At 58.9% G+C, this 26,088-nt stretch carries 26 protein-coding genes; 14 read left to right on the forward strand and 12 right to left on the reverse strand.

All coding sequences use genetic code 11. The features are described from left to right. Nucleotides 1-89 precede the first annotated feature (89 nt). On the forward strand, nucleotides 90-548 hold the full coding sequence (locus tag SOP97_RS16270) for a nucleoside deaminase (protein WP_322950147.1): 459 nt from the start codon (nucleotides 90-92) through the stop codon (nucleotides 546-548). Continuing rightward, a complete protein-coding gene (locus SOP97_RS16275) occupies nucleotides 541-1,773 on the forward strand; it encodes a CynX/NimT family MFS transporter (protein ID WP_322950148.1) in 1,233 nt (410 codons plus the stop codon). The genes SOP97_RS16270 and SOP97_RS16275 overlap by 8 nt, the downstream gene beginning before the upstream one ends. Nucleotides 1,774-1,808: 35 nt before the next feature. On the opposite strand, the gene SOP97_RS16280 is transcribed toward SOP97_RS16275, so the two are convergent. Both SOP97_RS16280 and SOP97_RS16285 read right to left on the reverse strand, forming a co-directional pair. Continuing rightward, nucleotides 1,809-2,309, reverse strand: coding sequence for a disulfide bond formation protein B (locus SOP97_RS16280; RefSeq protein ID WP_322950149.1), 501 nt, complete (start codon nucleotides 2,307-2,309; stop codon nucleotides 1,809-1,811). 182 nt (nucleotides 2,310-2,491) lie between these two features. Next, nucleotides 2,492-2,680 (reverse strand): hypothetical protein, encoded by a 189-nt coding sequence (locus SOP97_RS16285; protein ID WP_322950150.1) that lies wholly within the window; start codon nucleotides 2,678-2,680, stop codon nucleotides 2,492-2,494. A 233-nt stretch (nucleotides 2,681-2,913) separates the two neighbouring features. Between SOP97_RS16285 and katG the strand changes: the two genes are divergently transcribed. Then, nucleotides 2,914-5,124, forward strand: a complete 2,211-nt coding sequence (katG, locus tag SOP97_RS16290; protein WP_322950151.1) for a catalase/peroxidase HPI — start codon at nucleotides 2,914-2,916, stop codon at nucleotides 5,122-5,124. Between the two features lie 156 nt (nucleotides 5,125-5,280). Next, nucleotides 5,281-5,832: an ATP-dependent zinc protease family protein gene (locus SOP97_RS16295; protein WP_411912078.1), complete on the forward strand. Its 552-nt coding sequence runs from the start codon at nucleotides 5,281-5,283 to the stop codon at nucleotides 5,830-5,832. A gap of 216 nt (nucleotides 5,833-6,048) precedes the next feature. Here the strand turns inward: SOP97_RS16295 and SOP97_RS16300 are convergent, their stop codons facing one another. The 3 genes from SOP97_RS16300 to SOP97_RS16310 form a co-directional block, all read right to left on the reverse strand. Then, entirely contained in the window at nucleotides 6,049-7,284 is a 1,236-nt protein-coding gene (locus SOP97_RS16300; RefSeq protein ID WP_322950152.1) for an OmpP1/FadL family transporter, read from the reverse strand. Between the two features lie 164 nt (nucleotides 7,285-7,448). Further along, nucleotides 7,449-7,928 carry a hypothetical protein gene (locus tag SOP97_RS16305; RefSeq protein ID WP_274086573.1) on the reverse strand — a complete coding sequence of 160 codons (480 nt, stop codon included), beginning with the start codon at nucleotides 7,926-7,928 and terminating at the stop codon, nucleotides 7,449-7,451. Between the two features lie 230 nt (nucleotides 7,929-8,158). Further along, entirely contained in the window at nucleotides 8,159-9,013 is an 855-nt protein-coding gene (locus tag SOP97_RS16310; RefSeq protein ID WP_322950153.1) for a sulfurtransferase, read from the reverse strand. Nucleotides 9,014-9,175: 162 nt separating this feature from the next. On the opposite strand from SOP97_RS16310, the gene SOP97_RS16315 reads away from it, so the two are divergent. Further along, a complete protein-coding gene (locus SOP97_RS16315) occupies nucleotides 9,176-9,859 on the forward strand; it encodes a spermidine synthase (protein WP_274086571.1) in 684 nt (227 codons plus the stop codon). A gap of 187 nt (nucleotides 9,860-10,046) precedes the next feature. Here the strand turns inward: SOP97_RS16315 and SOP97_RS16320 are convergent, their stop codons facing one another. Beyond that, nucleotides 10,047-11,108 carry an SMP-30/gluconolactonase/LRE family protein gene (locus SOP97_RS16320; RefSeq protein WP_322950154.1) on the reverse strand — a complete coding sequence of 354 codons (1,062 nt, stop codon included), beginning with the start codon at nucleotides 11,106-11,108 and terminating at the stop codon, nucleotides 10,047-10,049. A gap of 140 nt (nucleotides 11,109-11,248) precedes the next feature. Here SOP97_RS16320 and rnd point away from each other — a divergent pair, with 140 nt between their 5' ends. The 5 genes from rnd (at nucleotide 11,249) to SOP97_RS16345 (ending at nucleotide 15,461) form a co-directional block, all read left to right on the forward strand. Continuing rightward, on the forward strand, nucleotides 11,249-12,382 hold the full coding sequence (rnd, locus tag SOP97_RS16325) for a ribonuclease D (protein ID WP_322950155.1): 1,134 nt from the start codon (nucleotides 11,249-11,251) through the stop codon (nucleotides 12,380-12,382). Then, entirely contained in the window at nucleotides 12,379-12,672 is a 294-nt protein-coding gene (locus SOP97_RS16330; RefSeq protein WP_090253148.1) for a YcgL domain-containing protein, read from the forward strand. Before rnd ends, SOP97_RS16330 begins: the two co-directional genes overlap by 4 nt. A gap of 29 nt (nucleotides 12,673-12,701) precedes the next feature. Beyond that, nucleotides 12,702-13,634 (forward strand): D-2-hydroxyacid dehydrogenase, encoded by a 933-nt coding sequence (locus SOP97_RS16335; protein WP_322950196.1) that lies wholly within the window; start codon nucleotides 12,702-12,704, stop codon nucleotides 13,632-13,634. An 87-nt stretch (nucleotides 13,635-13,721) separates the two neighbouring features. Beyond that, a complete protein-coding gene (locus SOP97_RS16340; protein ID WP_322950156.1) occupies nucleotides 13,722-14,171 on the forward strand; it encodes a YcgN family cysteine cluster protein in 450 nt (149 codons plus the stop codon). 63 nt (nucleotides 14,172-14,234) lie between these two features. Then, complete coding sequence (locus SOP97_RS16345; protein WP_322950157.1) at nucleotides 14,235-15,461, forward strand: hypothetical protein; 1,227 nt, start codon at nucleotides 14,235-14,237, stop codon at nucleotides 15,459-15,461. On the opposite strand, the gene SOP97_RS16350 is transcribed toward SOP97_RS16345, so the two are convergent. Continuing rightward, nucleotides 15,462-15,932, reverse strand: coding sequence for an RNA methyltransferase (locus SOP97_RS16350; RefSeq protein ID WP_090241884.1), 471 nt, complete (start codon nucleotides 15,930-15,932; stop codon nucleotides 15,462-15,464). 75 nt (nucleotides 15,933-16,007) lie between these two features. After that, complete coding sequence (locus tag SOP97_RS16355) at nucleotides 16,008-16,379, reverse strand: YajD family HNH nuclease (protein ID WP_090241885.1); 372 nt, start codon at nucleotides 16,377-16,379, stop codon at nucleotides 16,008-16,010. Between the two features lie 125 nt (nucleotides 16,380-16,504). Here SOP97_RS16355 and SOP97_RS16360 point away from each other — a divergent pair, with 125 nt between their 5' ends. Further along, nucleotides 16,505-16,807 (forward strand): hypothetical protein, encoded by a 303-nt coding sequence (locus tag SOP97_RS16360; RefSeq protein WP_274086565.1) that lies wholly within the window; start codon nucleotides 16,505-16,507, stop codon nucleotides 16,805-16,807. Between the two features lie 34 nt (nucleotides 16,808-16,841). Here the strand turns inward: SOP97_RS16360 and SOP97_RS16365 are convergent, their stop codons facing one another. Then, nucleotides 16,842-18,872, reverse strand: a complete 2,031-nt coding sequence (locus tag SOP97_RS16365; RefSeq protein ID WP_322950158.1) for a S9 family peptidase — start codon at nucleotides 18,870-18,872, stop codon at nucleotides 16,842-16,844. 153 nt (nucleotides 18,873-19,025) lie between these two features. Here SOP97_RS16365 and SOP97_RS16370 point away from each other — a divergent pair, with 153 nt between their 5' ends. From SOP97_RS16370 to SOP97_RS16380, 3 genes are all read left to right on the forward strand, one after another. Continuing rightward, the gene (locus SOP97_RS16370) at nucleotides 19,026-19,499 is read left to right on the forward strand and encodes an MFS transporter (protein ID WP_322950159.1); all 474 of its coding nucleotides are present in this window, start codon (nucleotides 19,026-19,028) and stop codon (nucleotides 19,497-19,499) included. 193 nt (nucleotides 19,500-19,692) lie between these two features. Further along, nucleotides 19,693-20,469, forward strand: coding sequence for a class II glutamine amidotransferase (locus SOP97_RS16375; protein ID WP_322950160.1), 777 nt, complete (start codon nucleotides 19,693-19,695; stop codon nucleotides 20,467-20,469). Between the two features lie 42 nt (nucleotides 20,470-20,511). Further along, nucleotides 20,512-21,036: a DUF2937 family protein gene (locus SOP97_RS16380; RefSeq protein WP_322950161.1), complete on the forward strand. Its 525-nt coding sequence runs from the start codon at nucleotides 20,512-20,514 to the stop codon at nucleotides 21,034-21,036. Nucleotides 21,037-21,041: 5 nt separating this feature from the next. Here the strand turns inward: SOP97_RS16380 and SOP97_RS16385 are convergent, their stop codons facing one another. From SOP97_RS16385 to SOP97_RS16395, 3 genes are read right to left on the reverse strand one after another with little or no spacing between them, the layout of a single operon-like run. Then, nucleotides 21,042-22,382 (reverse strand): TolC family outer membrane protein, encoded by a 1,341-nt coding sequence (locus SOP97_RS16385; protein WP_274086561.1) that lies wholly within the window; start codon nucleotides 22,380-22,382, stop codon nucleotides 21,042-21,044. 1 nt (nucleotide 22,383) lies between these two features. Then, nucleotides 22,384-23,730, reverse strand: coding sequence for an HlyD family type I secretion periplasmic adaptor subunit (locus SOP97_RS16390; protein ID WP_274086560.1), 1,347 nt, complete (start codon nucleotides 23,728-23,730; stop codon nucleotides 22,384-22,386). Nucleotides 23,731-23,736: 6 nt separating this feature from the next. Continuing rightward, the gene (locus tag SOP97_RS16395; protein ID WP_322950162.1) at nucleotides 23,737-25,476 is read right to left on the reverse strand and encodes a type I secretion system permease/ATPase; all 1,740 of its coding nucleotides are present in this window, start codon (nucleotides 25,474-25,476) and stop codon (nucleotides 23,737-23,739) included. Between the last annotated feature and the right edge of the window lie 612 nt (nucleotides 25,477-26,088).

Genomic DNA, 26,088 nt, shown 5'->3' on the forward strand with positions numbered 1-26,088 from the left:
CTGATAAGCATGCTTATATTTAATTTCAGCATACTTTGCCAGCTCGGGATAATTAGCGGTTTATTGATCAAACTGATGAAGAGTGTGCAATGAGCTATGATCGCGATTTTCTTGAACAGGCCATCCGCCTCGCCGAAGCCAACGTGGCGCAAGGCGGCCGACCCTTTGGCGCGGTGTTGGTTCGTGAAGGCCAGCAGCTGACCGCAGCCAGTAACCAGATGCACGTGAGCTTTGATCCCTCGGCGCATGCCGAGTTGTTGTGTATCCGTCAGGCCAGTCAGCTACTGGCCAGCAACCGCCTGGAGGGCTGCGTGATTTATGCCAGCGGCCAGCCGTGCCCCATGTGCTTGAGCGCTATGCACCTGTGCGGTATCAGCCGGGTGGTGTTTGCCGCCACCAATGCCGAAGGTGAGCCTTTTGGTTTGTCCACGGCGGGGGTTTATCAGCAGCTGAGCTTGCCGTTGGCGCAACAGCGTCTGCGCATCGAGCATGTCGCACACAGCTCGATGACGCCGCTTTATCAACGCTGGTATGCCGAGCATGCTTAAGCAACTGTCGCAACATGCGGGCCCAGGACTGCGTACCTGCGCTTGGGTGGGGGTGTTGGTGATCTTGGCGCTTAACCTGCGGCCGAGCCTGACGTCGATCAGCCCGCTGCTGAATGACATTCGCAGCAGCGTTGGCATGGGGTTTCAGATGGCCGGCCTGCTCACCACCTTGCCGGTGGTGTGCATGGGCTTGGTGGCGCTGCTCAGTGCTCAGGTCGAGGCTCGTCTGGGTGAGGGCAGGGGCATTGCCCTGGGTTTGTTGTGCATCTTGTTGGCCTGTGCGGTTCGCGGTCTCATCGATCACAGCGTGCTGCTGGTGTGCTCGGCCTTGTTGGGCGGCTTGGGCATTGCGCTGATTCAGGTGCTGGTCCCGGGCTTGATCAAACGTCGGTTTGTCGGCCGCGTGGCCCTGGCGATGGGCATTTATTCGGCGGCATTGATGAGCGGCGGCGGCCTTGCCGCCTGGTTTAGCCCGCGCCTGGCGAATAGTTTTGGCCACTGGCATGCAGGGCTGGCGCTATGGGCGTTACCCGCGTTACTCGCCTTGCTGCTCTGGCTGCAAACACCTTGGCGCGCTGCGCAAAGCCTGTCTGTCGAGCAACGGCTTAGTCGGTTTGTCCGCAATAAACGCGCCTGGACCCTGGCGTTGTATTTCGGGTTCAGCAACTGCGGCTATATGGCTGTCGTGGCCTGGCTACCGGCCTATTACCAGCACTTGGGCTGGAGCAGCCAGAACAGTGGCGCGCTATTGGCCTGGATGACGCTGTTTCAGGTGCTGGCCGCGCTTGGCATGCCAGCGCTTGCCCAGCGCACGCGTGAGCGCCGTGGTTTGCTGAGCATTAGCCTGATGGCGCAATTACTCGGTTTTGCCGGGCTGCTGCTCGCGCCGGAACAGGCTGCGCTGCTGTGGGTAGCACTGATCGGTTTCGGTTTGGGCGCCTGCTTTGCCTTGAGCCTGATCCTCACCCTCGACCATTTGCAAGAGCCGAGTGCCGCCGGTCAGCTAGCGGCCTTTGTGCAGGGCTTTGGGTTTTTGATCAATGCGCTTGCGCCCGCCGCCGGTGGTTTGCTGCGCGAAATAACGGGCGGTTTTTCCACGACCTGGCTGTTGATGGTGGTGTGCATTGCATTGATGTTGGCGTTGACGCCGCGCTTTAGCCCATCCAGCTACTGGCGTATTACCACCAACGCGCAGCAACCACCCGCGATAGCCGCTTGCGGGTAAGCGGTTGCGCATGGCCGCTCAGTGCACAACCGCGATTAGCGGCGAATGGCACGCCAGGCCGTAAACAGGCACAGCGCCAATAGCAGGGCGACGCCAGCCAAGGTCCAGTAGGTGAACGAGAGGCCGAGAATGTTGTAGTCGTTCTCGCCACACACGCCGGCGCTCATAAAGACGCTGGGCAGCCACTCATGCAGCGGCAAGTAGAAGGCATAGAAGGGGAAGGGCGAGCAGCTGGAGCTTTCCAGTACGCCGGTTTCGATCAGCAGCAGATGCGTGTTGTCATACACCGCCATGCCGCTTGCAGCCAGTAGCAGCGGCCATAGCAGTAGGCTCAACCAACGCACGCCAAAGGCCTCCAGCGCCAGAATCAGCAAGCTGATAACCCCACCACAGAGCAGCCATAACCGAATCTGAATGCACAGGGTGCAAGGCTCCCAGCCAAGCAGGTGTTGCAGCAGCAGCGCGGCACCAAGCATGGCGAAGCAGGCGAGAGCAATCAGGGTGAGCAGGGGCGTGATTGACGTGGGGCGGGACATCGTAATCTCCGAAGGGAACGGGTGTGTCGGCTAACGCAGAGACGGCGCCGACAGCTCAAATAGTGTGCGCATGACCTGGATTGTCTTTCCATGTAGAGCGTCAGCAGCGCAAGGATGATCGTCAGCGAATAGGCAAACAAGCCTAGATTGATGCCCAGGACCATATTTTCCCTTCACCGAGTTCAGCGTTTCAGCAGTGATGAGTGCAACTGGTTAAAACACTGAACGATGCGCGCATGGCTGACATCGCTAAAGGCCTGCTGCGTGAGGCTGACCAGCACGCTGGGTTTGACCCGACCAGAACCCAACTGACGGTTCATATAGGCCAGCAGTTCCTCGTCGCTGACGTTGTTGGGAGGCAACTGTTCCATAGATCTACGGCCTTTGATGGGTAAACGCACAGGCTGCGTGGGCATCTTACATTTCATCCTATCGAGCTGATGCTCGCGACACATCCGCTTGCTGTTTGGCGAGCGCGACTATTCAGCGGGCGATGCCATACTCACTGAGGACTATAACGCTCATACCGAAATCCTATTGGCTCGTTGACTGCCCAGCCACGAAGCTATGTGCATCCGGTAGGTGAATACAACAGGAGTGAATCATGTCAAACGAAGCGAAGTGCCCATTCTCCAGTGGCGCAGGCAAAAATAGCGTATCTGGCGGCGCACCGAAGAACGCCGATTGGTGGCCGAACCAGCTCAACCTGAAAATTTTGCAGCAGCACTCTTCCAAGTCCGACCCTATGGGGGCTGACTTCAACTATGCCGAAGAATTCAAGAGCCTTGATCTGGATGCCGTGATCAAGGACCTGCACGCGTTTATGACCGACTCGCAAGACTGGTGGCCAGCCGACTGGGGTCACTACGGCGGTCTGATGATCCGCATGGCCTGGCACGCCGCCGGCACCTACCGTATTCATGACGGCCGTGGTGGTGCAGGTACCGGAAACCAGCGTTTTGCGCCCCTCAACAGCTGGCCGGATAACGGCAACCTGGACAAGGCGCGTCGCTTGCTCTGGCCGATCAAGCAGAAGTACGGCCGTAAGCTGTCCTGGGCCGACCTGTTCGTCCTGGCCGGTAACGTGGCACTGGAATCCATGGGCCTCAAGACCTTCGGTTTTGCCGGTGGCCGCGCGGATATCTGGGAGCCAGAAGAAGACACCTACTGGGGTGCGGAAAACGAATGGCTCGCCACCAGCGATAAACCCAACAGCCGTTACACCGGTGATCGCAACCTGGAAAACCCATTGGCGGCTGTGCAAATGGGCCTGATTTACGTCAACCCGGAAGGGCCGGACGGTAACCCTGACCCGCTGGGTTCGGGCCGCGATGTACGCGAAACCTTCGCACGCATGGCCATGAATGATGAAGAAACCGTGGCACTGGTAGCCGGTGGGCACACCTTCGGTAAAGCCCATGGTGCAGGCGACCCGTCGCTGGTGGGCCCGGAGCCGGAAGCGGCACCGATTGAAGAGCAAGGCTTGGGCTGGATCAACAAATTTGGCACTGGCAAAGGCGTACACACCACCACCAGCGGTATTGAAGGCGCCTGGAAGCCTAATCCGACTACTTGGGATAACGGCTATTTCGACATGCTGTTCGGTTATGAGTGGCAGCTGACTAAGAGCCCGGCTGGTGCGCATCAATGGACGCCGATCAACTGCAAGCCTGAGCACCTGATTCCTGATGCCCATGATCCTGCGCTAAAGCATCCGCCGATGATGACCACGGCTGATATGTCACTGCGTATGGACCCGGTCTACGAAAAAATCTCGCGGCACTACCACCAGAACCCGCAAGCGTTCGCCGATGCTTTCGCCCGCGCCTGGTTCAAGCTGACTCACCGTGACATGGGGCCACGTGCACGTTACCTCGGCCCGCTGGTGCCACAGGAAGAGTTGATCTGGCAGGACCCGGTGCCGGCTGTCGAGCACGCCCTGGTTGATGCGCAAGATATTGCCGGCCTCAAGGCCAAGGTACTGGCGTCCGGCCTTTCGATTGCACAGTTGGTCAACACTGCTTGGGCTTCGGCTTCCACCTTCCGTGGCAGCGACAAGCGCGGTGGTGCCAATGGTGCGCGTATTCGCCTCGCCCCGCAGAAAGACTGGGAAGTTAACCAGCCCGCTGAACTGGCTAAGGTACTGGCCAAGCTGGAAGCACTGCAGAAGGACTTCAATGCAACGGCAACCGGCGGTAAGCAAATCTCCCTGGCTGACTTGATTGTTCTGGGCGGTGCGGCAGCGGTTGAAGCGGCGGCGAAGAAGGCTGGTATTGAAGTTGATGTGCCGTTTACCCCAGGCCGTACAGATGCCACGCAGGAACAGACTGATGTCGAGTCCTTCGATGCGTTGGAGCCCAAGGCCGATGGCTTCCGTAACTATGCGAACAAGGGCTACGAAAGCGTTGCTGCCGAGATACTGATCGACAAGGCGCAACTGCTGGACCTGACCGCCCCAGAGATGACCGTGTTGATTGGTGGTCTGCGCGCACTGAATGCCAACGTGGGGCAATCCTCGCATGGGGTGTTGAGCAAGCGTCCAGAAACCCTGAGCAATGACTTCTTCGTCAATCTGCTCGACATGGCGACCAAATGGCAGCCGTCCGCCACCGCCGGCGTGCTGGAAGGTCGAGATCGCAATACCGGTGACTTGAAATGGACCGGCAGCCAGGTGGATCTGGTATTCGGTTCTAACTCGCAGTTGCGCGCTCTGGCTGAGGTCTATGCCACCCGCGACGCACAGGCGAAGTTCGTCAATGACTTCATCGCCGCCTGGGACAAGGTGATGAACCTGGATCGTTTCGACATCAAGTGACCCGTATAGAGGCCTAACCAGCCTCAGATGAAACCACTTCGCCCCGCCATGGTCAGCCATAGCGGGGCGAAGTTTTTTATAAGTGCTTGATTAAGCTTGAGTTCATCCAGCACCGGTAAACTAGCCCAACTTTCTAAACGTTTTTGGAGTCTACCTATGCCAAGCCTTGCCTGCGCACCACTCAAACAGGCTCCGGTCGCATTCGCACTCTGTGCAGCACTGTTCACCACTGGCGCGATGGCCAGCCAACCACAGATCTACGGGCTGCACGAGCAGGTTTCGTTGCATGAACTGGCCCTAGAGTTGCCCGCCAAGCTGGATACCGGCGCCGAAACCGCTTCGCTGAGCGCTAAGAATATTGAAATGTTCAAGCGCGATGGGGGCGAGTGGGTGCGCTTTCAGCTGGGTATGGAAAACGCCAAGCAAGCGCAGGTTATCGAAAAACCACTGGCGCGCATGAGCTACATCAAACGCCGTGCCGACGATCGCAAACCCGGCGACAAGCAGCTGTATACCGCGCGCCCGGTGATTGAGATGGAAGTCTGCGTGGGGGATGAGTTGAAGAACATTGAGGTCAACCTGACCGACCGCAGCGCCTTTGAATTCCCGTTGCTGATTGGCTCATCTGCGCTGAAAGCGTTCAACGCAGCCGTCAGCCCGGGTGTGCACTATTCAGCTGGGCAGCCAAATTGTATGCAAGCGAGCTAACGTGACTGTGGCCTTGCGTGCTTTTACAGGCAGCCTCGGCGTTACCCATATGTACAACAGTGCTGAGAGGCAGGGGCCTGCGAGAAATAGCTGATGCTTATTCGCCCGCAACAGGCTGAGGCGTTCGGGTAAAGGATGTGCAGAGTGCAGAAGTGTCTCGGCGGCATTTTTATTCTTGTGAGCGCCGCGCGAGTGTCACCTATACCAAGTGTTGAATTAGAAGCGGTAGGTCACTTGAGTGCCAAAGCCATGGGCAGTGTTTTTGTAGGTGGAGCTGTAGTCGCTCTTTTGAATCGAGGTATCGGCTTCCTTGAGGTAAGAATAGGCCACATCGATGGTCATATTATCGTTCGGGCTCCACGCAGCGCCTAGGCTGAAGGCTTTGCGATCGCCTGTAGGGATGCGCGGCGAACGATTGGTGTTGTTGGTTGGCGACTGATCCACGGCCAGGCCGGCGCGCAGGGTCCATTGGCGGTTCAACTTGTAGGCGGCGCCAACGGCGTGTGCCCAGGTGTCGTGCCAGTTTTGCGGCTCAACGATATTCCCGATGCGGTTGTTGAGCGGAGCCGGTACGCCTTTGTTGACCGCGCGAATTTCTTCCAGACGGCTCCAGCGTGTCCACGTGCTACCGGCGTACAGGGTCCAGTCGTCGCTCAGCTCGTGGGTGATGGAGAAATCCACCGACTCCGGTGTTTTCAGCGCCAGGGTGGTGTCGTACTTGCTGCCGGAGAAAGGGCCGAAACTACTGCCTTCAATCTGCGTATCACCTTTCAGGGTGTAATCGACCATTGAGTGGTAGGTCATGCCAATACGACTTTGTGGAGTGATCTCAAACAGCACGCCGAGGTTGAAGCCCAACGCAGTGTCATTGCCCTTGATCTTCACCTTACCGTCTGTGGCGCCCGGCGTTGCGGACGTCAGCTCACCGTCAATGCGGTTGATGGTTGGGCCGAACCCCACCGACAGTTGCTCATTGAAGCGATAGCTCAGGGTCGGCTGCAGGGTTATCACCCGTACTTCGCTGCGGTCGCCGTAATAACGCCCCTGGAAGTTGCGCTCATAATCGGTCACCAGACCGAATGGCACATACATGCCTAGGCCGAAGCTCCAGTTGTCGTTCAGCGGCTTGACGTAGTAGCCCATAGGCGCGCCGATAAACGGCACCATGTCGCCGTCATTGCTGCCTGGGAAGCTGCCGCTGGCGTTATCGATATCGGTTTTCGCGTAGATCAGCGCAAGACCGCCACTGACTTGTTCGCGCTTGATGCGTGCCATACCGGCCGGGTTGCCGAACACGGTGCTGGCGTCATCGGCAGAGGAGGAACGGCCGGCGAAGGCGGTGCCCATGCTGCTGATACTTTGTTCGTTGATGGCAAAGCCGCCGGCAACGCTATGGCTGGCGGCAGTTGCAAGGGCAAGAAACAGGCTGGTCTTGACGACTCTTTTGGACACGGAGGAATCCTAGGTTTTAGCGGGACGCGGAAATTAACAACTTTCCCTGACCCTTTCCAGCCTTTGAGGTTCCCGAGATCGAGCAGAACTATGCGTTCAATTAGCCGCTATCGTCGGCTAACTAGAGGCGGATTGTAGGACAACTGCTGTGGCGTGCTCAGGCTTTAGGCCACCTGACTGAGGCTGCCGATGCAGCGTTGCCAGGCGGCGATAAAGTCTTTATTGCGGCCGTGGGGTTTGAACACCCGGCGCCAGACTTGCGCCATGCCGAGCAGGTCGTCGGCTGCAGGCAGTTCGCGCTGTTCGGCCTCGATCAGCATCCAGGCAATGGCTGTGGCGTAGCGCAGGTTAACGGTCAGTTCCAGGTGCGGTGCGCTCAAAAAGGCATGTTGGCTGGCGAGGCCGCGTACCTGGCTGGCGAGTTCCGGGTCCAACGCCAAGTGTTTATCCCAGAGCTGCTGGTGGCGTTGTGCGGTGATGCGATAAAGGCCATGGCCGTGTTTGTCATCAAGGACCGAGCCGAGTTCTGATTGGCTGGCTGCGGCGCCGAGCAACAAGGCTTCGGCGGCGATGGAGTGGCGGCCCAAGTAGAGTAGGGTAGGGCGGATGATGTATTGGCTGATCTCGCAGGCGGCAATTCCCATAAAGCCCTCGATAGCAAATTACCGATGGGGCTGGGGCGCTGGCAGCTTTTGCTTGTTTTGATAAAGGCCCCACCGGAAGCGGGGTTAGCCGCTTAAGTTGAAGTCTAGTGTGAGGTTGTCGTTGTAAAAGACTGTTTTTAAATTGTTATCGGCTTTAGCTCGTTATCAATATTCCAGTTAATGCTAAGCAATGGCTGGCGCTGCCTCGGGGCACGGCCAGCCACAGGGCTTTAGTCGCCGGTAGCTACCGGGCGAGCAGGGTCGGTGATCCACTCACTCCAAGAGCCGGCATACAGAGGGGCCAGTGGATAGCCGGCTAAACACAAGGCGAACAGGTTATGGCAAGCGGTTACGCCTGAGCCGCAGTAGGCTACCAGGTCGTTGGCCGGGCGCTCGTTGAGGAGCGTGGCAAAGCGTTGGCGCAGTTGCGCTGCGCTGAGGAAGTGGCCGTCGCTGTCGAGGTTGTCAGTGAACACCGCACACTGCGCGCCAGGAATATGCCCGGCGACTGGGTCGATTGGCTCCACTTCGCCTTTGAAGCGCGGCAGGCCGCGGGCATCCAGCAAGGTCAGTTGGCTATCGCCCAAACGCTGTTGCAGCTGCGCCGCGCTGACCAGCATGCTGCTATCGGCGCTGCCGTTGAATGTGCCAGGCGCTGGCGTCGGCAGGTCCTGAGTCAACTCCCCGCCAGCCTCGCGCCAGGCTTTCAGGCCGCCGTCTAGCAGGTACACACCGTTACGTTTACCCAGCCAGGCCAGCAGCCACCAAGCCCGCGCAGCAAACGCACCGGGGCCGTCGTCATACAGCACCACCTCGCTGTGTGTATTCAGCCCCCATTCGCGCAGGCGTTGCAGCAGCTGTGCAGGTTCTGGCAGCGGATGGCGACCGGTGATGCCTTTATGGATCGGCCCGGACAGGTCGCGCTCCAAATCGGCGAACTGCGCACCGGGAATATGCCCTTCGGCGTAACTGCGCTGGCCGTAGGCCAGGTCATCCAGCGCAAAGCGGCAATCGAGAATCAGCAGATCGGGTTCAGCGAGGCGTTGTTGCAGTTGGGCGGCGCTGATCAGTTGGGCGAGGGGCATGTCAGTCATCCTGTGGGCAAAGGTGCTGTGCGCATCATAACCTTGGGTTTTAGCGGTCAAGATGGCTTGTGCAGAAGAATTTCTCTCAATAGACGCTGCATCGTGGCCCTTTTATGTGCATGCTGCCTGCCCGTTTTGTTCTGACCTAGGTTGCCGCGCCCCATGAAACGCTTTGTCTTGCTCGATACCGCCCCTATTCCTGATGGCTCTGGCGCACTGTGCCTGTTCGAGTATGGCGAGGACTTTGTGATCAAGATTGCCGGCGGCGATGGCGGTCAGTTGATGAATACACGCATGCACGGCTCCGAAGATGCGCTGGCGGCGATTCCCTGCAAAAAGGTCGCGGGCCGGCCGGATTCGCGGGTGCTGATCGGTGGTCTGGGCATGGGCTTTACCCTGGCTGCGGCGTTGCAGAACCTGGGCAAGACTGCCGAGGTGGAAGTGGCCGAGCTAGTGCCTGGCGTGGTGGAGTGGAACCGTGGTCCGCTGGGCGCCAAGGCCGGTTATCCGATCCTCGATCCGCGTACGCGGGTGATTCAGGACGATGTGGCCAATTGCCTGAAAAACGCCGATCAGCGTTATGACGCGATCATGCTGGATGTGGACAACGGCCCAGAAGGCCTAACCCAGAAGCGCAATAGCTGGCTGTATTCCGCCCAGGGCCTGCAGCGCTGCTACCAGGCTTTGCGTCCAAAGGGCGTATTGGCGGTGTGGTCTGCGAGTGCCGACCGGGTATTCAGCGACAAGGTGCGCAAGGCCGGTTTCAAGGTGGAAGAAGTGCAGGTCTATGCCCACGGCAACAAGGGCACTCGGCACACCATCTGGATCGCGGAAAAGAGCAAATAGGCAAGTCCCGAACATTAAAAAGCCCGCGCAACTAAGCAGTTACGCGGGCTTTTTTACGAGCTTAGAACCTAGTCAACGCTTCGCGAGCTAGGGCCATGCAAGGCAAAAACAGGCGAGGAAGCGGAGTGTACGAGTTGTACATGAGCATCCGAGCCTGTTTTTAACGCAGCAGGCGTTGGGCAGGTTCTTAGCGAATTTTCAGCTTGCCGATGCGGTCATTATCCAGGCTGCCGAAATACAGGTAGTCGCCCACCGGCTTGACCGAGGTGATCATGCGTAAATGCGTGCCGCTGGTGTCGTGCAGGCTCTGGGTGATTTCCCCCTGTTCGTTGAGTGCAATGGCAAAACCATAGGGTACGGCCTTGGGCCAAAGCGCACGCGGCAACTTAGCCATCTGCGTTTTCAGCCATGGATAACGGTGCAGGAAGTCAGCGTCAGCCTTACGCGGAGTTGGCAGGGCCACCCAGAAGGTGCCGTTGCGGTCGCCTTGGAGGTTGTCCGGCAGGCCGGGCAGGTTGTCGATAAAGATGTCGTGGGAGCCGGCCTTATCGCCGCTCAGCCAGTAGCGGGTGATGCGGTAGCGGTAGGTTTCGTTGACCAACACAAAGTCTTCAGCCGCGGACAGCGCCACGCCGTTGGCGAAATACAGATCCTTGAGCAGCACCTTCGTTTCGCCGTTGGCTGGGTTGTAGCTGAGCAGGCGACCATGGGGGCGGGCTTCGAGTAGGTCGAGCAGGTAGTCCGGCTGTTCAAAACGCGCTGAGGCATCGCTGAAATAAATGATGCCGTCGCGGGCAATATCCAGGTCATCGGTGAACTTGAAGGGCACGCCTTCGGCTTCTGTTGTAAGCACGGTGATCTTGCCCTGGCCATCGATACTGAGCAGGCCCTTATAAGCGTCAGCCACGATCAGGTTGCCGCTGGCGTCAAAGTCAATGCCCAGGGGCCGGCCTTGGGTGTTGGCGAAGGTTTCCACGCGGCCATCAAGCGTGATCCGCACGATACGGCCGTCATGCAAGCCGCTGTAGACCTGGCCCAGGGCGTCCACGGCAGTGTCTTCCGGGCCATGCACCTGGCCGCGGCCGAGCAGCTCGGCTTTCATCAACGTGTCGTTAGGCTCCAGCACGCCGGTCATCGCCGGAAGGGCCGGCGCGTCCCAGGCCAACGGGTCAATTGGGCTGGGCGTAATGACGAGGTAGATCGCCATTGCCGCGATCAGGGCCACAAGCAGGCCAAGCAGTTTCTTCATTGTTGTTATTCCCTGTAGTGAAGGTGCTCACATGTATGTGCCGGGCAGAATAACGCTTATGCGCTTTACCGCGCATCGTGAATGCCCGGCTATGGGGTGTGGCGATATATACTGCGCCGCATTCTTGATGGGAGAGCCGTGTGGCGATTGATATTCAGTGGATTGGTGATGACGCCAGCCTGGCGCAGCATTGTGCAACCTGGCGTACGCTGGCGTTTGTGGCGGTTGATACCGAGTTTATGCGGGTCGACACCTTTTACCCGATTGCCGGCTTGCTGCAGGTCAGCGAAGGCGAGCGGGCCTACCTGATTGATCCACTGCTGATCAGCGACTGGACCCCTTTTTCCGATTTGCTGCAAGACCCAGCGGTGGTCAAGGTGCTGCACGCCTGCAGTGAAGACCTGGAAGTCTTCCTACGCCTGACGGGCAGGCTGCCGGCGCCCTTGTTCGATACCCAGCTGGCGGCGGGTTACCTCAACCTCGGCTTCTCCATGGGCTATTCGCGCCTGGTACAGGCCGTGCTGAATATTGATCTGCCCAAAGGTGAGACCCGCTCCGACTGGTTACAGCGGCCGTTATCGGCCAACCAGGTGAGCTATGCGGCCGAAGACGTGGTGCATTTGGCCGAGGTGTATACCCGGCTCAAGGATCAGCTGTCCGCCGAGAAATATGCCTGGGTACTGGAAGACGGCGCTGAACTCGTCGCCAACCTCACCCGTGAGGTCGACCCCGAGTTGGCTTACCGCGAAGCCAAATTGGCCTGGAAACTCTCACGCCAACAGTTGGCCGTGCTTAAAGCGCTGTGCACCTGGCGCGAAGTCCAGGCGCGCCAGCGCAACCAGCCGCGTAACCGCATCCTTCGTGAGCATTCGCTGTGGCCATTGGCCCGTACCCAGCCGGATAACCTGGTGGCCCTGGCACGGATCGAGGACATGCACCCGAAAACCGTACGCCAGGACGGTGAGTTTATTCTGCAATTGATCAAGCAGGCTGCAGCCACGCCAGCCGCAGAATGGCCTGAGGCATTGCCTGAGCCGTTGCCGTTGGAGGTCTCGTCACTGCTGAAGAAGCTGCGGGCCATCGGTCAGCGCGAAGGTGAGCGCCTTAACATCGCCCCCGAACTGATGCTGCGCAAGAAAACCCTCGAAGCCCTGCTGAAAACCGGCTATCCCAATGGGCCCTACCAGTTGCCGGAGTCGCTGCGCGGCTGGCGGCGTGAATTGATGGGCCAGGCGTTGCTGGATTGCCTGGCTGCAAACGGAGAGTCCGCGTGAAACGTATTTGCTCAATCTACAAAAGCCCACGCAAGAACGAGATGTACCTCTACGTGCTGCGCAGCGATGGTCTTAAGCGCGTGCCAGAAAACCTGTTGCTGGCCTTCGGCCCGCCGGCCCTAGCATTTGAAATGGTGCTGACACCCGAGCGCGTCCTGGCCCGCGAAGACATCCACAAGGTGCTAGCCAACCTCGACGAGCAGGGCTATCACCTGCAAATGCCACCGCCGGAAGACGAGTACATCGAGCACCTGCCGGATGAACTGCTGCGCCGTAACGACCCGATGTAAACACCATGCATGCGACTGCGAAGGCCCCACTGCGTGTATTGATTGCTGAAGCGGAGCACGCGCTGTATGCCGAGCTGCTGCGCGAGCAGGCCCCCGAGCTTGAATTGCGTGGCAGTGATCAGCCGGACGCGCTGGCCGAATATGCCGCCGGCGGTGCAGTCTGGCTGGGCCAGCCCGACCTGCTTGTACCGTTACTTCGGCAGGGTTTTCAGCCGCAGTGGCTGCAATCGACCTGGGCCGGTATCACACCGCTGCTGGCGAGGGGCTTGCCGACAAATTATCCGCTGACCCGCGCCGTGGGCATTTTCGGTCAGGTGATGGCCGAGTATGTGCTCTGTCACGTGCTGGCCCATGAGCGCCAGCTGTTAGCCCGGCTGGCGGCGCAGGTCGAGCAGCGTTGGGGCAATCGCCAACCGCAGAGCCTTAATGGGTGTCGCGCATTGATCATCGGCACAGGTGATATTGGCCTGAGCGTGGCGCAGTTCCTCGCGCCATTCGGTATCGAACTGTGCGGCATCGCCAGCCAGCCACGGCATCTGCCACCGTTTCGCCAGGTGGCGGGGCTCGATGATCTGTCGCGCCTGGCGGGCGAGGCCGACTACTTGATCAATCTGCTACCGGACACCCCGGCTACCCGCGACATCTATGACAGGGCGTTCTTTGCCTGCTGCAAACCGAGCGCGCTGTTTATCAATGCCGGACGTGGCGTCGCGGTGGTCGATGCCGATCTGGTCGCAGCGCTGCACCAGGGCCAACTGGCCGGCGCAGTGATTGATGTCTGCCGTGAGGAGCCGCTGCCCGCAGGTCATCCGTTCTGGGATGCGCCGCGCCTGTTGCTGACCGGGCACAGCTCGGCACCCACTGACCCGCGCCTGCTGGTGCAGTTGTTTGTCGACAACCTGGGGCGCTGGCAGGGCGGTAACGCATTGCGCGGGCAGGTGGATTTTGCCCGCGGCTATTAACCCACCCTCCATTCGGCATGCCGCCCTTGGCCGCTGCTGGCCAAGCGGCTAGACTGCCGGCCTTTTCGCCCTTCACGTACCCTCGCCATGGCCGCCAAAGTCGAACCCTTCTGGAAACGCAAAACCCTCGAACAACTGAATCAGGACGAGTGGGAGTCTCTGTGCGATGGCTGCGGCCTGTGCTGCCTGCAAAAACTTGAGGATGAGGACGATGGCAGCATTTATTACACGCGCATCGCCTGCAAACTGCTCGACCTAGACACCTGCCGCTGCACCGACTACAGCAACCGGCGCAAATTTGTCGCCGACTGTATCCAGCTCACTCCAGCCCAGGCCGACCAGTTTCAGTGGCTGCCGCCCACCTGCGCGTATCGCTTGGTGAGCGAAGGTAAGGACCTGTTGCTCTGGCATCACCTCGTATGCGGCGACCCTGAACAGGTGCATAAACAGCGTATTTCCCAGGCCGGGCGCATGCTCAGCGAAAACAGCGTGGCCGAAGAAGATTGGGAAGACCACATGATCTTCCGCTCGGGCTGAACCGCACGTCAGTCACGCTGCCTAAACTCATCTGCGCCAATGAACAGCCTGTGGAGGCCTGCCATGTCGATTCGCCGTGTGTTGTTGTCTGTCGTTTTACTCAGCCTGAGCACACCGCTGTGGGCGAAGAAAGTCGACTTGGATTATCGCGTGCGCTTCCTGCCGGAGACCGAGCAGGCCGAAGTCAGCCTGACCCTGGCCGATGGCGCACCGGTGCTTAGCCTGGCGTTTAATTTAGGCCAGCAGGGCGTCTACAGCGATTTCAAGGCCGATGGCCAGTGGACCCAAGACAAGCCCGAACTCGGTACCTGGCAGCCGACCAAAGGTAAATCGACCCTAACCTATCGCGTGCGCGTCAACCACGAACGCAGCCCAGGCCGCTTCGATGCACGGATGACGAAAGACTGGGCCTTGCTGCGTGGTGACGATCTGGTGCCGGCAGTAACGCTGCGTCAGGAAGACAAAACCGAACTGGTTTCGCGCCTGCTATTCGATCTGCCCAAGGGCTGGAAAAGCGTCGAAACAGGCTGGCCACGTATCGGTAAGAATAAGTTTCGGGTTGATAATCCGCAGCGCAAGTTCGACCGGCCGACAGGCTGGATAGTTGCCGGCAAAGTGGGTACGCGCCGCGCCAAGCTGGGTGAGACTGATGTGGCAATTGCCGCACCCGTGGGCGAGGGCATGCGCCGCATGGACGTGCTGACCCTGTTGACCTTTGTGTGGCCACAAGCTCAGGAAGTGTTCCCGCGCGATCCCGGCAAGCTATTGATTGTCGGGGCTGGCGATCCGATGTGGCGGGGTGGTCTGTCGGCAGCCAACTCCTATTACATGCACAGCGCTCGTCCGCTGGTCAGCGAGAACGGCACCAGCTCCCTGGTGCATGAGCTTGTGCATGTGTTCAGCCGTATCCGTGCCCGTGATCGCAGTGACTGGATCACCGAAGGCATCGCCGAGTATTACGCCATCGAGCTGATGCGCCGCGCGGGCGGCTTGAGCGAGGAACGCTATCAGAAAATTCGCGAACAGCTGATTGGCTGGAGCAAGCCGGTAAAAAGCCTGCGCACCGACAACTCCAGCGGTCCGGTCACCGCACGCGCCGTTCTGTTGCTGCAGGAGCTGGATCGAGAAATCCGCCAAGCCACCAAAGACAGCACCCAGCCGCGCTCGTTAGATGACGTCACCCGCGGCCTTATGCGCCTGGATAAAGCCACTACCAAAGACTTTATCGAAATCAGCGAAAACGTTATGGGCGGCGCCTCCGAAGTGCTGGACAGCAAGCTGTTGCGCTAACTACTTGAGGCCCAATCCGGATTTGGTGTTGAGGCCCTTGGCCATGCGGTCGTAGAGCACCACATTGACGGTGGCCGCGAGGTTCATGCAGCCCTGGGTGGGGATGTAGATCACGTCCTCACACCAATCGAGGACTTCCTTGCTCAGCGAGCCGTCTTCGGGGCCGAAGATGTAGATGGCGCGGTCGGGGTGGGTGTACTGCGGCAATGGGCGTGCACCTTCGACCAGTTCCACTGCGACCGGTGTGCAGCCAATCGGAATGATTTGCTGCAGGTCTTCAACGCCGATCAGCGGAATATCCATATAGATGCGCTGGGTGTCGGTGACAAAGTCGCGGGCACGCGCATAGCGTTTGCCGCTGTAAAACACTGAGGCCGCGCTATAACAGCCTGCTGCACGCATGACCGAACCGACGTTCTCTGGGGATTTTGGGTTGAACAACCCGATGCAGCTGTATCGTTTGTTTGCCACGTGTCCGGCCTTTTCTGTGCCTTGCGGCAACCAAAATTAAAGGCCGGGGATTATACGGGCTGGTCAGGCTGGGGCCTATTCTTTGCTCTTCAACCGTGCCGCCAGGTCAGCAAAGGGGTTGTGCGTGGCCTGAGCCGTCTTCGGCGTGCTGAGCGAGCCTTCACTGAAGTACTGCTGATCGGTGTAGCGCGAATGCTCATTGTCATGGCAGAACAGGCACAGCAGCTCCCAGTTGGAACCGTCCTGCGGGTTGTTGTCATGGTTGTGGTCGCGGTGGTGTACGGTCAACTCGCTCAGGCGCTTACCGGCGAACTCACGGGCACAGCGGCCGCAGACGTGTGGGTACATTTTTAACGCTTTGTCGCGGTAGCCTTCCTCACGCGAGCGCTGGGCATCAGCAAGGATGCGGTCAAGCTTGGCGGTGGCGGGTGATTTATCGCTGCTCATTGGGAGTCTCGTGAATTGTGCCTGTGTGCGCAGTCTAGCCTTGCCGGCGATCAGTGAGAACTGCCAGTTCGGCACTTAAGCGCTTGCGCGTGGCCTAAGTGAATACCTGCTCATGGAGATGCCATATGCGCCCGATCATTTTGCTCGTTGCCCTGACTACCCTGACCAGTACGCCGTTGTTGGCTCAGCAACCTATTGGCAATCCGCTTCCAGAACCGGCGACAGGGGCGCCCGGTACGGCCACACCGCAACCTTATGGCATGCCCGCTGCGCCACGGCCACTGCCGAGCGCGCCGGCTAACAGTGTGCCGCTGCTTAAGCAGCCATCCTTGTTAGAGCCTTCGCAGAACCGCAGCGATCAAGACCTGCAGCTGTTGCGTGAGCAACGCGAGCGCAATGCACAACCGCTGAAAAAGCCTGCCGAGTGACCGTTCCTTGGCTGTGCGAGCACTTTTCGCGGCCTCAGTGCAGGCCGAGGACCTTGAAGATAAAGGCGTACTCCAGGGCGACATCCTTGAGCGCCTGATAGCGCCCGCTCATGCCGCCATGGCCGGCGTCCAGATCAGTCTTCAAAAGCAACAGGTGGCTGTCAGTCTTGTGCGCCCGCAGCTTGGCCACCCATTTGGCAGCTTCCCAATACTGCACGCGGCTGTCGTTGTAGCCGGCCACGGCGAGGACCGCCGGATAAGCCTGAGCCTGGATATTCTCGTAGGGCGCATAACGTTTGATTCGCTCGAATACTTCAGGCTCGCTCGGGTCGCCCCATTCGTCGTATTCGGTGACGGTCAGCGGCAGATCGGGGTTCTGCATGGTGTTGAGCACATCGACAAACGGCACCTCGGCGATGGCCGCAGCGAACAGTTCCGGGCGCTGGTTAAGCACGGCACCGATCAACAGGCCGCCGGCGCTGCCGCCGCTGATAACCAGTTGTTCGGCCTGGGTGTAACCGCTGTTGATCAGGTGTTCGGCGCAGGCAATAAAGTCGCTGAATGAATTGTGCTTGTGTTGCAGCTTGCCGGCGCGGTACCAGGCTTCGCCCAGTTCGCCGCCGCCGCGCACATGAGCAATGGCAAAGACAAAGCCACGTTCGAGCAGCGACAGGCGCGCGTGGGAAAACCACGGGTCGAGGCTTTCGCCGTATGCGCCGTAGCCATACAAGTAGAGCGGGGCGCTGCTGCCCAGTACCTCGCGCTTGGCCACCAGGCTGATCGGCACCTGAGTACCGTCTGCCGCTGTCGCCCACACGCGCTGGCTGACATAGCTGTCAGCATCAAACGGGCCGAGTACCGGGGTTTGCTTGAGCACCTGCTGCGCGCCGCTGGCCAGTTCCAGCTGACGCACTTGCGCCGGACGGTTGAGTGCTTCATAGCGCAGGCGAATCACCGGGCTGTCGAACTCCAGGCTGTCCTGCACATACAGGCTGTAAGCCGCGTCGGGTAACTGCACGCGGTAGGCCGTTTGCCCTTGCGGTTGTACCTCGATGATCGGCAGACCGTTTTCGCGCAGGCTAAGTACCAGCGCGCGCTGATTGAGGCTGACGCCTTCGAGCATCACCTGCGGATCATGCGCGCGCAGCAGGTGCCAGTGCTGGCGAACCGGGTTTGTAGCGGGGGCGCTGAATAGGGCGAAGTTGATCCCGTCTTGGTTACTGCGAATCAGCCAGCACCACTGACCATCGAGCATGCCGTGGTCGATGTCGTATTCATGGCCGTCTTCGCGCGGGGCTACGCAGCTGAAGCTGTCTTGCGGTGTGGCGGCATCCAGTACCCAGGTTTCGCTGGTGGTTTTGCTGCCTAGCTGCAATATCAGCTGACGCTCCGAGCTGCTGCGGTAGCAACTGAGGAAGAAACGCCCATCTGGCTCATTGAACACCAGCTCGGCCGCGTCAGTGCCCAGTGTGTGGCGATAGAGTTTGTGCGGGCGGTGGGTGTCGTCCAGCTCGCCGAAGAACAGGGTCTGGTTGTCATTGGCCCAGGTCATACTGCCGTCGCAGTCGGCGAACGGCAGCTCGATCAAGCTGTCGTCGGCCAGTTCCTTGACGAACAGCTGGTAGGTTTCCTCACCGCTGGTGTCCAGGCTGTAGGCCAGGCGCTGATGATCAGGGCTGATGCTAAATGCCCCCAACGAGATAAACCCGCCCTCGGCCAACGCATTGGGGTCGAGCAGCAATTGCTCGCTGTGTTCATCGACGTTCAGCGTGCCGTCAGCCGGTTTGCGGCAGCGATAATGCCTTGGGTATTCGTCCCCAGCGGTGGTGCGCTGGTAATACAGGTACGGCCCCCAGGGCGAAGGCAGGCTGAGATCCGTTTCACGGATGCGTGCCTTGATCTCCTCAAACAGTGCTTCACGCAGGGGTAGCTGTGCGCTGAGCTGCGCCTCTAAATAAGCGTTTTCAGCCTTGAGGTAATCGAGCACCTCGTCACTGTCGCGGTTTTCCAGCCAACGATAAGGATCAGCAGCGTTATCGGTGCGGGCCACAGGGGCGTGGTGCATGGGGTAACTCCATAGGCTAACAGCCACAGCGGGGACGCCGAAGCAGGCAAAAGCCGTTATCATAAGCGCCACTTCGCCCGTCGGCTGCTGAAATCTGCGCGCTTCTGTATCTGCCAGTCAGCGGCACCATTAATGCCAGAGAATTTGCGTTTTATGACTGAAAACGACTACCTGCTTGCCTGGGGTGCCTATCTAGTTGCAGCACTCGGCTGTCTGTTGGTGTGGTTTCGTCTGACCGGCTGGATGTGGCGCTACCTGCGCGAGCCGCTGCGCGTATTGGTTCTGGTGTTGTTGTTCAGCCCGACCATTGTTGACCCTGGCAAAGAACAGTTCGCCCCGGCGATCGCCATCACCGCCATGGACCTGCTGCTGGATGTGGGTAACAACGCCTGGCGTGCGGTGGCCGACCTGAGCATGTACGGCTTGATCGCGTTTGTCCTGTACCTGCTGTTTGTGGCCATTCGCTGGCCTGTGGAACGCTGGTGGCAGGCGCGTAAAGGCCCCGCGCCGATTGCCGATGACGAACCGACCCTGCGCGAGATGATGGCGCGCGATGCCGATACCCCAGAAGACACCCGCTACGATGCCCGCAGCGACCGCCGTATGCGCGTAGAGCCCCGTCTGTAAGCAGCGCCGTTGGCCTTGCATGTCAGCAGGCCTAATGCTCATACGCCCCGTCTCTGTGCAGCCGGCCCAAGGGCTGTTACGCGAGCGCGCCAATTGTTGTGGCGCGCTCTGATGGGGTTTTTATCATTGGTGCCTAAGCGCCCGGAGGCCAGATTGCGGCTAGATGCTCAACGACTGCGCGAGGCATTGCGCCATGTGTGAATTGCTGGGCATGAGTGCCAATGTGCCGACCGATATCGTCTTCAGCTTCACCGGCCTGATGCAGCGCGGCGGCCGTACCGGGCCGCACCGTGATGGCTGGGGCATCGGCTTCTATGAAGGGCGCGGCCTGCGCCTGTTCCAAGACCCTCGGGCGAGCAGCGAGTCTGAGGTGGCGCAATTGGTGCAACGCTACCCGATCAAGAGTGAAGTGGTGATCGGCCATATCCGGCAGGCCAATGTCGGCCGAGTCTGCCTGGCTAACACTCATCCTTTTATGCGCGAAATGTGGGGCCGCAATTGGTGCTTTGCGCACAACGGCCAGCTGGCCGATTTTGCCCCGCGTCTGGATATATACCGGCCGATTGGTGATACCGACAGCGAAGCAGCCTTTTGTGACCTGCTCAACCGCCTGCGCCACGCTTTTCCTGAGCCAGTTGCGGTAGAGGCGTTGCTGCCAGTCCTGGTCAATGCCTGTGCCGGTTATCGTCAGCAGGGGGTGTTCAACTGCTTGCTCAGCGATGGCGATTGGCTGTTCAGCTTTTGTTCGACCAAGTTGGCACATATCACTCGGCGTGCACCGTTTGGCCCGGCTCATTTGAAAGATGCTGATATGCAGGTGGATTTTCAATCGGAAACCACGCCCAATGATGTGGTCAGCGTACTGGCCACTGAGCCTTTGACCAATAACGAGAGCTGGACGTTGTACCAGCCGGGCGAGTGGCGTTTATGGCGCGGCGGTGAATGTGTCGCGCAGGGCGTGGCTGGCTGAGCAAATGCAGGTTTAGGACGGGTTTACTGGGGGAGGGGAGCAATGTTCAGAAGTTATCTGCGGTTAGCCTTGTTTGCACTGGGGCTGCTGGTCGGGGTCCAGGTGCCGGGCTTTATCGATGACTACAGTAAGCGCGTCGACGCCCATCGTATTGAGGCGGAGCAGGGGCTTAAGGGATTTCGGCAAACTGCTGAGCGGTTCTTTAAAGGCGATTTGGTCGCTTTGGTCGGCCATTACCAGGCCAGCGCTGATCCAGTCATGCGCAGCGATGCGCAGAGCCTCGGTACGTTGGTTGAACGCTCGGCATTTCTTGAGCGCGAAGCCAAGGCCATGCAGGGGGCTTGGTACGCCCAGGTCTGGCACCTGGCCACAGCTGCAGACCATGAATTAATGAAAGAAACCCTCGACGCCTACCGCTACCAAGTGCTGCTGGTGCCCGAAGCCATTGCCTGGGGCATCGCCTGCGCCATGCTGCTGGCCTGGCTGCTGGAAAGCCTGGCGCTGCTGATCGGTATGCTGCTTGGCGTAGGCCGCAGCCAGAAGGTGCAGCAGCGGCATTGGCGTTGATATGCCTAGAAGCTGATGACCAGTTCTGGGCCCAGGTAAGCGTTGGCTTGATTGATATCGTCATCACCGAGCAGGCCAACGGCCGCCGCTAATTGCAGGCGTGCCAGCAGGTAACGCAATTTGGCTTCGAGCAAGTCACGTCGTGCGATGAACACTTGTTCCTCGGCGTTGAGAATGTCGACGTTGGTGCTGGAGCCCGCGAGAAAGCCCTTCTTGGCTGAGTCCTGTGCACGCTTACTCGACGCTACGGCCGTTTCCAGTGCTTTGATGCGGGCCTGACCGCTTTGCACGCCGCGGAACTCGCGGGTGATCGAGGAGAAGACCTCCTCGCGTGCGGCATTCACTTCCTCGCTGGCTTGTTCACGGCTGGCCACTGCCTGGCGCACGCGGGCGCTGACGCCACCGCCGGCAAATAGCGGCATGTTGAACTCCAGCCCTGCGGATGCATAACGGTTTTGTTGATTGATGGTGGACAGTGAGTCGCTCTCACTGTTGGTGTAGCCCAGCACCAGGTCGAGGGTCGGCCAGTGGCCGCTTTTAGCCCGATTAACCTCTTCTTCCGCCACGCTATGGTTAAAGTTACGCGCCTTCAGGGCGGGGTTATGGACCTGCGCTTTGTCCAACCAAGCTTGTAAATTGCCGGGGTGCAGCAGTGTTGTGGTGAACCTGTCGTGCAGGGTCGCGACCTGTTGCGGCGTTTCACCGATCATCTCTTGCAGCAGGCGCAGGGCAACGACTAAGCGGTCCTGCGCTTCAATCAACTCGGCCATGGCCAAATCGCGGCGCGCCGTGGCTTGGTCAACATCGGTGATGGTGCCGTCGCCCAGATCGAAGCGCCGCTGTGAGGCGCTGACTTGTTGCTCGAAGGCCTTGAGTTTGGCGTTCGCTAAATCAATGGTTTCCCGCGCGAGCAACACGTCAAAGTAGCGATTGGCTAAGCGCACCGCGACATTTTGCGCCTTGGCATCAAACACCGCCTCGCTATAGTCAGCGCGGTATTTACCCTGGCGGTATTCAGCCATTTTCTGCCGATTGAACAATGGTTGCCGTAACTGCACAGCAAGGTTTTGCGAGTCGTAATCCAGATCGTTGCTCACGGAGTTGCCGACTATGTTGTCCTGTTCTTGGGTGCCATTAATTTTACTTTTATTGGCGCTGGCATTGATCCGCGGTAATAGGCCTGCTCGTCCCAGCGCGCGGTTTTCCAGGCCTGCATCACGTTCATAAACGGCAGCGCGGTAGGTAGGGCCTTGGAGTTGCATGATTGACCAGGCCTCTTGCAAGTCCAGGGCAACAGCGGGAAGGCTAGCGAGTCCAGCGAGGCACAGAAGCAGTCTGGCGGTCATGTCATTGCTCCTTGAAGGCACCATCAATGCGGTCAAACATCGGTTTCATCAGGTAGCTCATCAGGTTGCGCTCGCCGGTCTTGATGGTGACGGTGGCCGGCATTCCAGGGCGGATCATGCTGTTGCCGAGCTTATCCATGCCTGCGCTCGTCACCTCAACCTGCGCCAGGTAATAAGGTTGTTTGTTGGTTTCGTCGATCAAACGATCTGCCGAAATGGTCATTACCCGGCCGGGAATACTGGGTGTTTGCGCATGGTTGAAAGCGGGGAAGGTGATGTCCACCGGCAGGCCAGGGATCATTTTGTCGATCGCTTGCACCGGAATCATGGCATCCACCTGCAGCGGTTCGCCGGCGGGCACCACATCCATAACGGTTTGGCCGGCCTGAATGACGCCGCCAACCGTTGAGACATTCAAGCCCAGCACCACGCCGTCGATGGGTGAGCGGATCACTGTATTGGTGACTTCGTAATCCAGTGCGCGCAGCCGATCAGCCAGGGCCGTGGCCTCTTTTTGAGTGTCGCTGAGTTGCGATTGCACTTCCTTCTGATAGTCCTGCTCAAGTTGCAAAATTCGCAGCTTAAGTTCGGCAATCTGGTTACGAGTACGGCCTATGTCGGCAATATTTTGCGACAGCGCCGCATTCAAATCGGCGCCGTTGCGCTCCAGTTCCAACAAGCGATTGCGCGTCACATAACCCTCTGCCGCCAGGCTTCGAACGCCTACCATCTCCTGTTTTAAAAAGTTCACCTGGGCGCTACGCGAGCCTTGAATCTGCCGCAGGCCTTTGAGTTGCTCTTCGGCGCCGAGGATGTTTTCGCGCAAAATACCGGCTTCACCGAGCAGAGCCGCGCGACGGGTATTGAATAGGCGTTGCTGCAGTGTCATGGCCGAAATCAGGCGTGGGTCGTCGGCAAAGCGAGTGACCAGTTGCGGGTCAAAGCTGACGGAGCTGGCACCGTCACGTTCGGCCTGCAAACGGTTTTCGACGCTACGCAGCACCACATATTGAGAGCTGACCACGCCTTGCTCGGCGATTGCACGGGTTGAGTCGAGCTCAATCAGTGCTTGACCGCTTTTTACGTGGTCACCTTCACGAACCAGAATGGCTCGTATCGAGCCGCCGGTGAGGTGTTGGATCGTTTTGCGGGCATCGGTCACATTGACTGTGGCAGTGGCCACCACACCCGCATCCAGCGGTGCCAGGCTGGCCCACAACAGAAACCCACCAAAACCGGCAAATACTAACCAGAGGCCCCAGCGGCTGTGACGGCGATCGTCAATGTCGATCACCTGTTCAGGGTTCGCCAGAATGAGGCCCTTATGCTCGTGTTCAAGGTTGGACATGACGTATCACTCCTTGCTCTTGACGGACGCCAGAGTGGGAGCGGTGCCCTGGCTATGCGCGACATTGGCCTGACGCAGGCTGGCGAAGACTTCGTCACGGCTGCCGAATATCTGCACGGCGCCCTCATGTAGCATCAATAGCTTGTCCACCATGTTCAGTACAGCGGGCCGATGAGAGATCAGTACCAGGGTTTTGCCACGGCGTTTAAGGTCTTGCAGCGCCATCACCAGTGCTGCTTCGCCGACGTCATCCAAGCTGGCGTTGGGCTCATCAAGGACAACCAGTGCAGGGTCGCCGTACAGCGCGCGGGCCAGGCCTATACGCTGTTTTTGCCCTCCCGAAAGCGAGCCGCCATCGGTGCTGAGGTAGGTGTCGTAACCTTGCGGCAAATGCAAAATCATCTCGTGCACGCCGGCTTGCTTGGCGGCGAGAATCACCGCTTCGCTGTCGATCTCGCCGAAACGCGCAATATTTTCGGCGATGCTGCCTTCGAACAGCTCCACATCCTGTGGCAGATAGCCGAGCCAGGGGCCGAGCTCCTCTTTATTCCAGAGAAAAATGTCTGCGCCATCAAGACGAACCTTGCCGGCATAGGCAGGCCAGACGCCGACTAACAAGCGTGCGAGGGTCGATTTGCCGGCAGCCGAGGGGCCGATCACGCCGAGTGCCTCTCCTGGCTGCAGGTTAAAACTTACACCGCGCAGAGTCGCATTAGGTGAGCCTGGGGGGCTGGCAAATACCCCGTTTAGGCTGAGCAGGCCGGTCGGTTTGGGCAGCGACATCGAGATCGGTCGGGCAGGGAAGTCATTCAACAGCGTGTTGAGCCGCGCCCAGGCGCTGCGGCTGGAGAGTACTTGCTTCCAGGCAGCAATGACTTGTTCTACCGGGGCGAGTGCGCGCCCGGAAAGAATGGAGCAGGCGATCATCATGCCAGGCGTGATCACGCCTTGAATGGCCAGCAGCGCGCCAGCCCCAAGAATCAGCGATTGCAGGGTGACGCGGACAAAGCGCGTAGCCCCGTTTATATAGGCCGCCCGGTCAGAGGCGAGGGTTTGCATTTCAAGAATTCGCAAGTGATTGCCGAACCAGCGCTTACGGATGGCTGGAAGCATGCCCATGGCTTCAATGACTTCTGAATTGCGCAGGTTGTTGTTGGCAAAACTGCCCGACATTAAGGAGGCCTTATTGGCTTCGCCTAGAGGCTTGCGGGTGGTGACTTCGGTTAGGTAGGCAAGTGCAAACAGTAGTAGTGAGCCAATCAGGGTAATAAGCCCGAGTAGCGGGTGAACCAGGTAAATCACCAGCAGGTAGATGGGGGTCCAGGGGGCATCGAAGAACGCGAACAAACCATTGCCCGTGAGAAACTGCCGCACCATTGCCAAGTCTTGCAGGGCTTGTGCTGGGTTACCGCCGCTGCGCCTGAGGTTACGTTCAAAGGCTGCCGTGAAAACACGTCTGTTGAGCATCATGTCGAGCCGGTTACCGACCCGAATCAATACGCTCGAACGCACCACCTCAAGCAAGGCCATCAACACGTAAAGACCCAGCACCAGCAAGGTGAGCATCAAAAGAGTGGTGACGTTGCTGCTCACCAGGGCGCGGTCGTAAACCTGCAACATGTAAACCGCAGGGGTCAGCATCAATACATTGATCACCCCGCTGAAGGCGGCCAGTACGTAGAACGTTCGACGCAAGCGAAACAACACGTCGGCCAATTCAGTACGCTGGGACGGCAACATGTCCATATAGATTCTCCAATGCGCCGCAGTGTTGAGCAGGCTGACGGTAAGGAGCGTCGATCTGCTGTTTACTCTGGCCGGTAGATATCGCATGTGAAACAGCGCCCATGAACGCCGCTGATAAAAGCGACTTTCACGCTAGGTATAGATGGGGATTAGCAGTTTCTGCAAGGCCGTGGATTGAATGTTTAGTCGCCCTAAATGTTTATTTCAATTTGTTATTTGTTATTTGAACCAGTCACTTATGATTACTAAAGGATTTTTTATTTTAGATAAACGGTATGTTGACAGTTGTTCGTGCCGCGCCTTAAGTCTAAGTGTGGGCAGGGCCTGAAGCAGGCGACGAGACCGTAGAGTCTGCGGCTTCAGGGTATGGAACAGTCAATGCTAGGGAACGAATAATCATGGTCGTTTCACTTCACCTCGTTAGCCGCGTTGCAACGCAAGGGCACTTCCTGCTTGCACGTACATTCCATGGACCACCCGGGTTCGCTGGGTAACGTCAAGCCACAGGCTTGTGCATTGCCCCAAGGCGGCGTAACCGCCAAAAATGAATGTTTAATCAATCGCTAAACACGCGTTCGTCGTGTCGCGAGGGGGACTTTTGGTCTTTATCAG

Origin of the sequence: Pseudomonas spirodelae (assembly GCF_034653255.1) — a bacterium.
GTDB classification, from domain to species: domain Bacteria; phylum Pseudomonadota; class Gammaproteobacteria; order Pseudomonadales; family Pseudomonadaceae; genus Aquipseudomonas; species Aquipseudomonas spirodelae.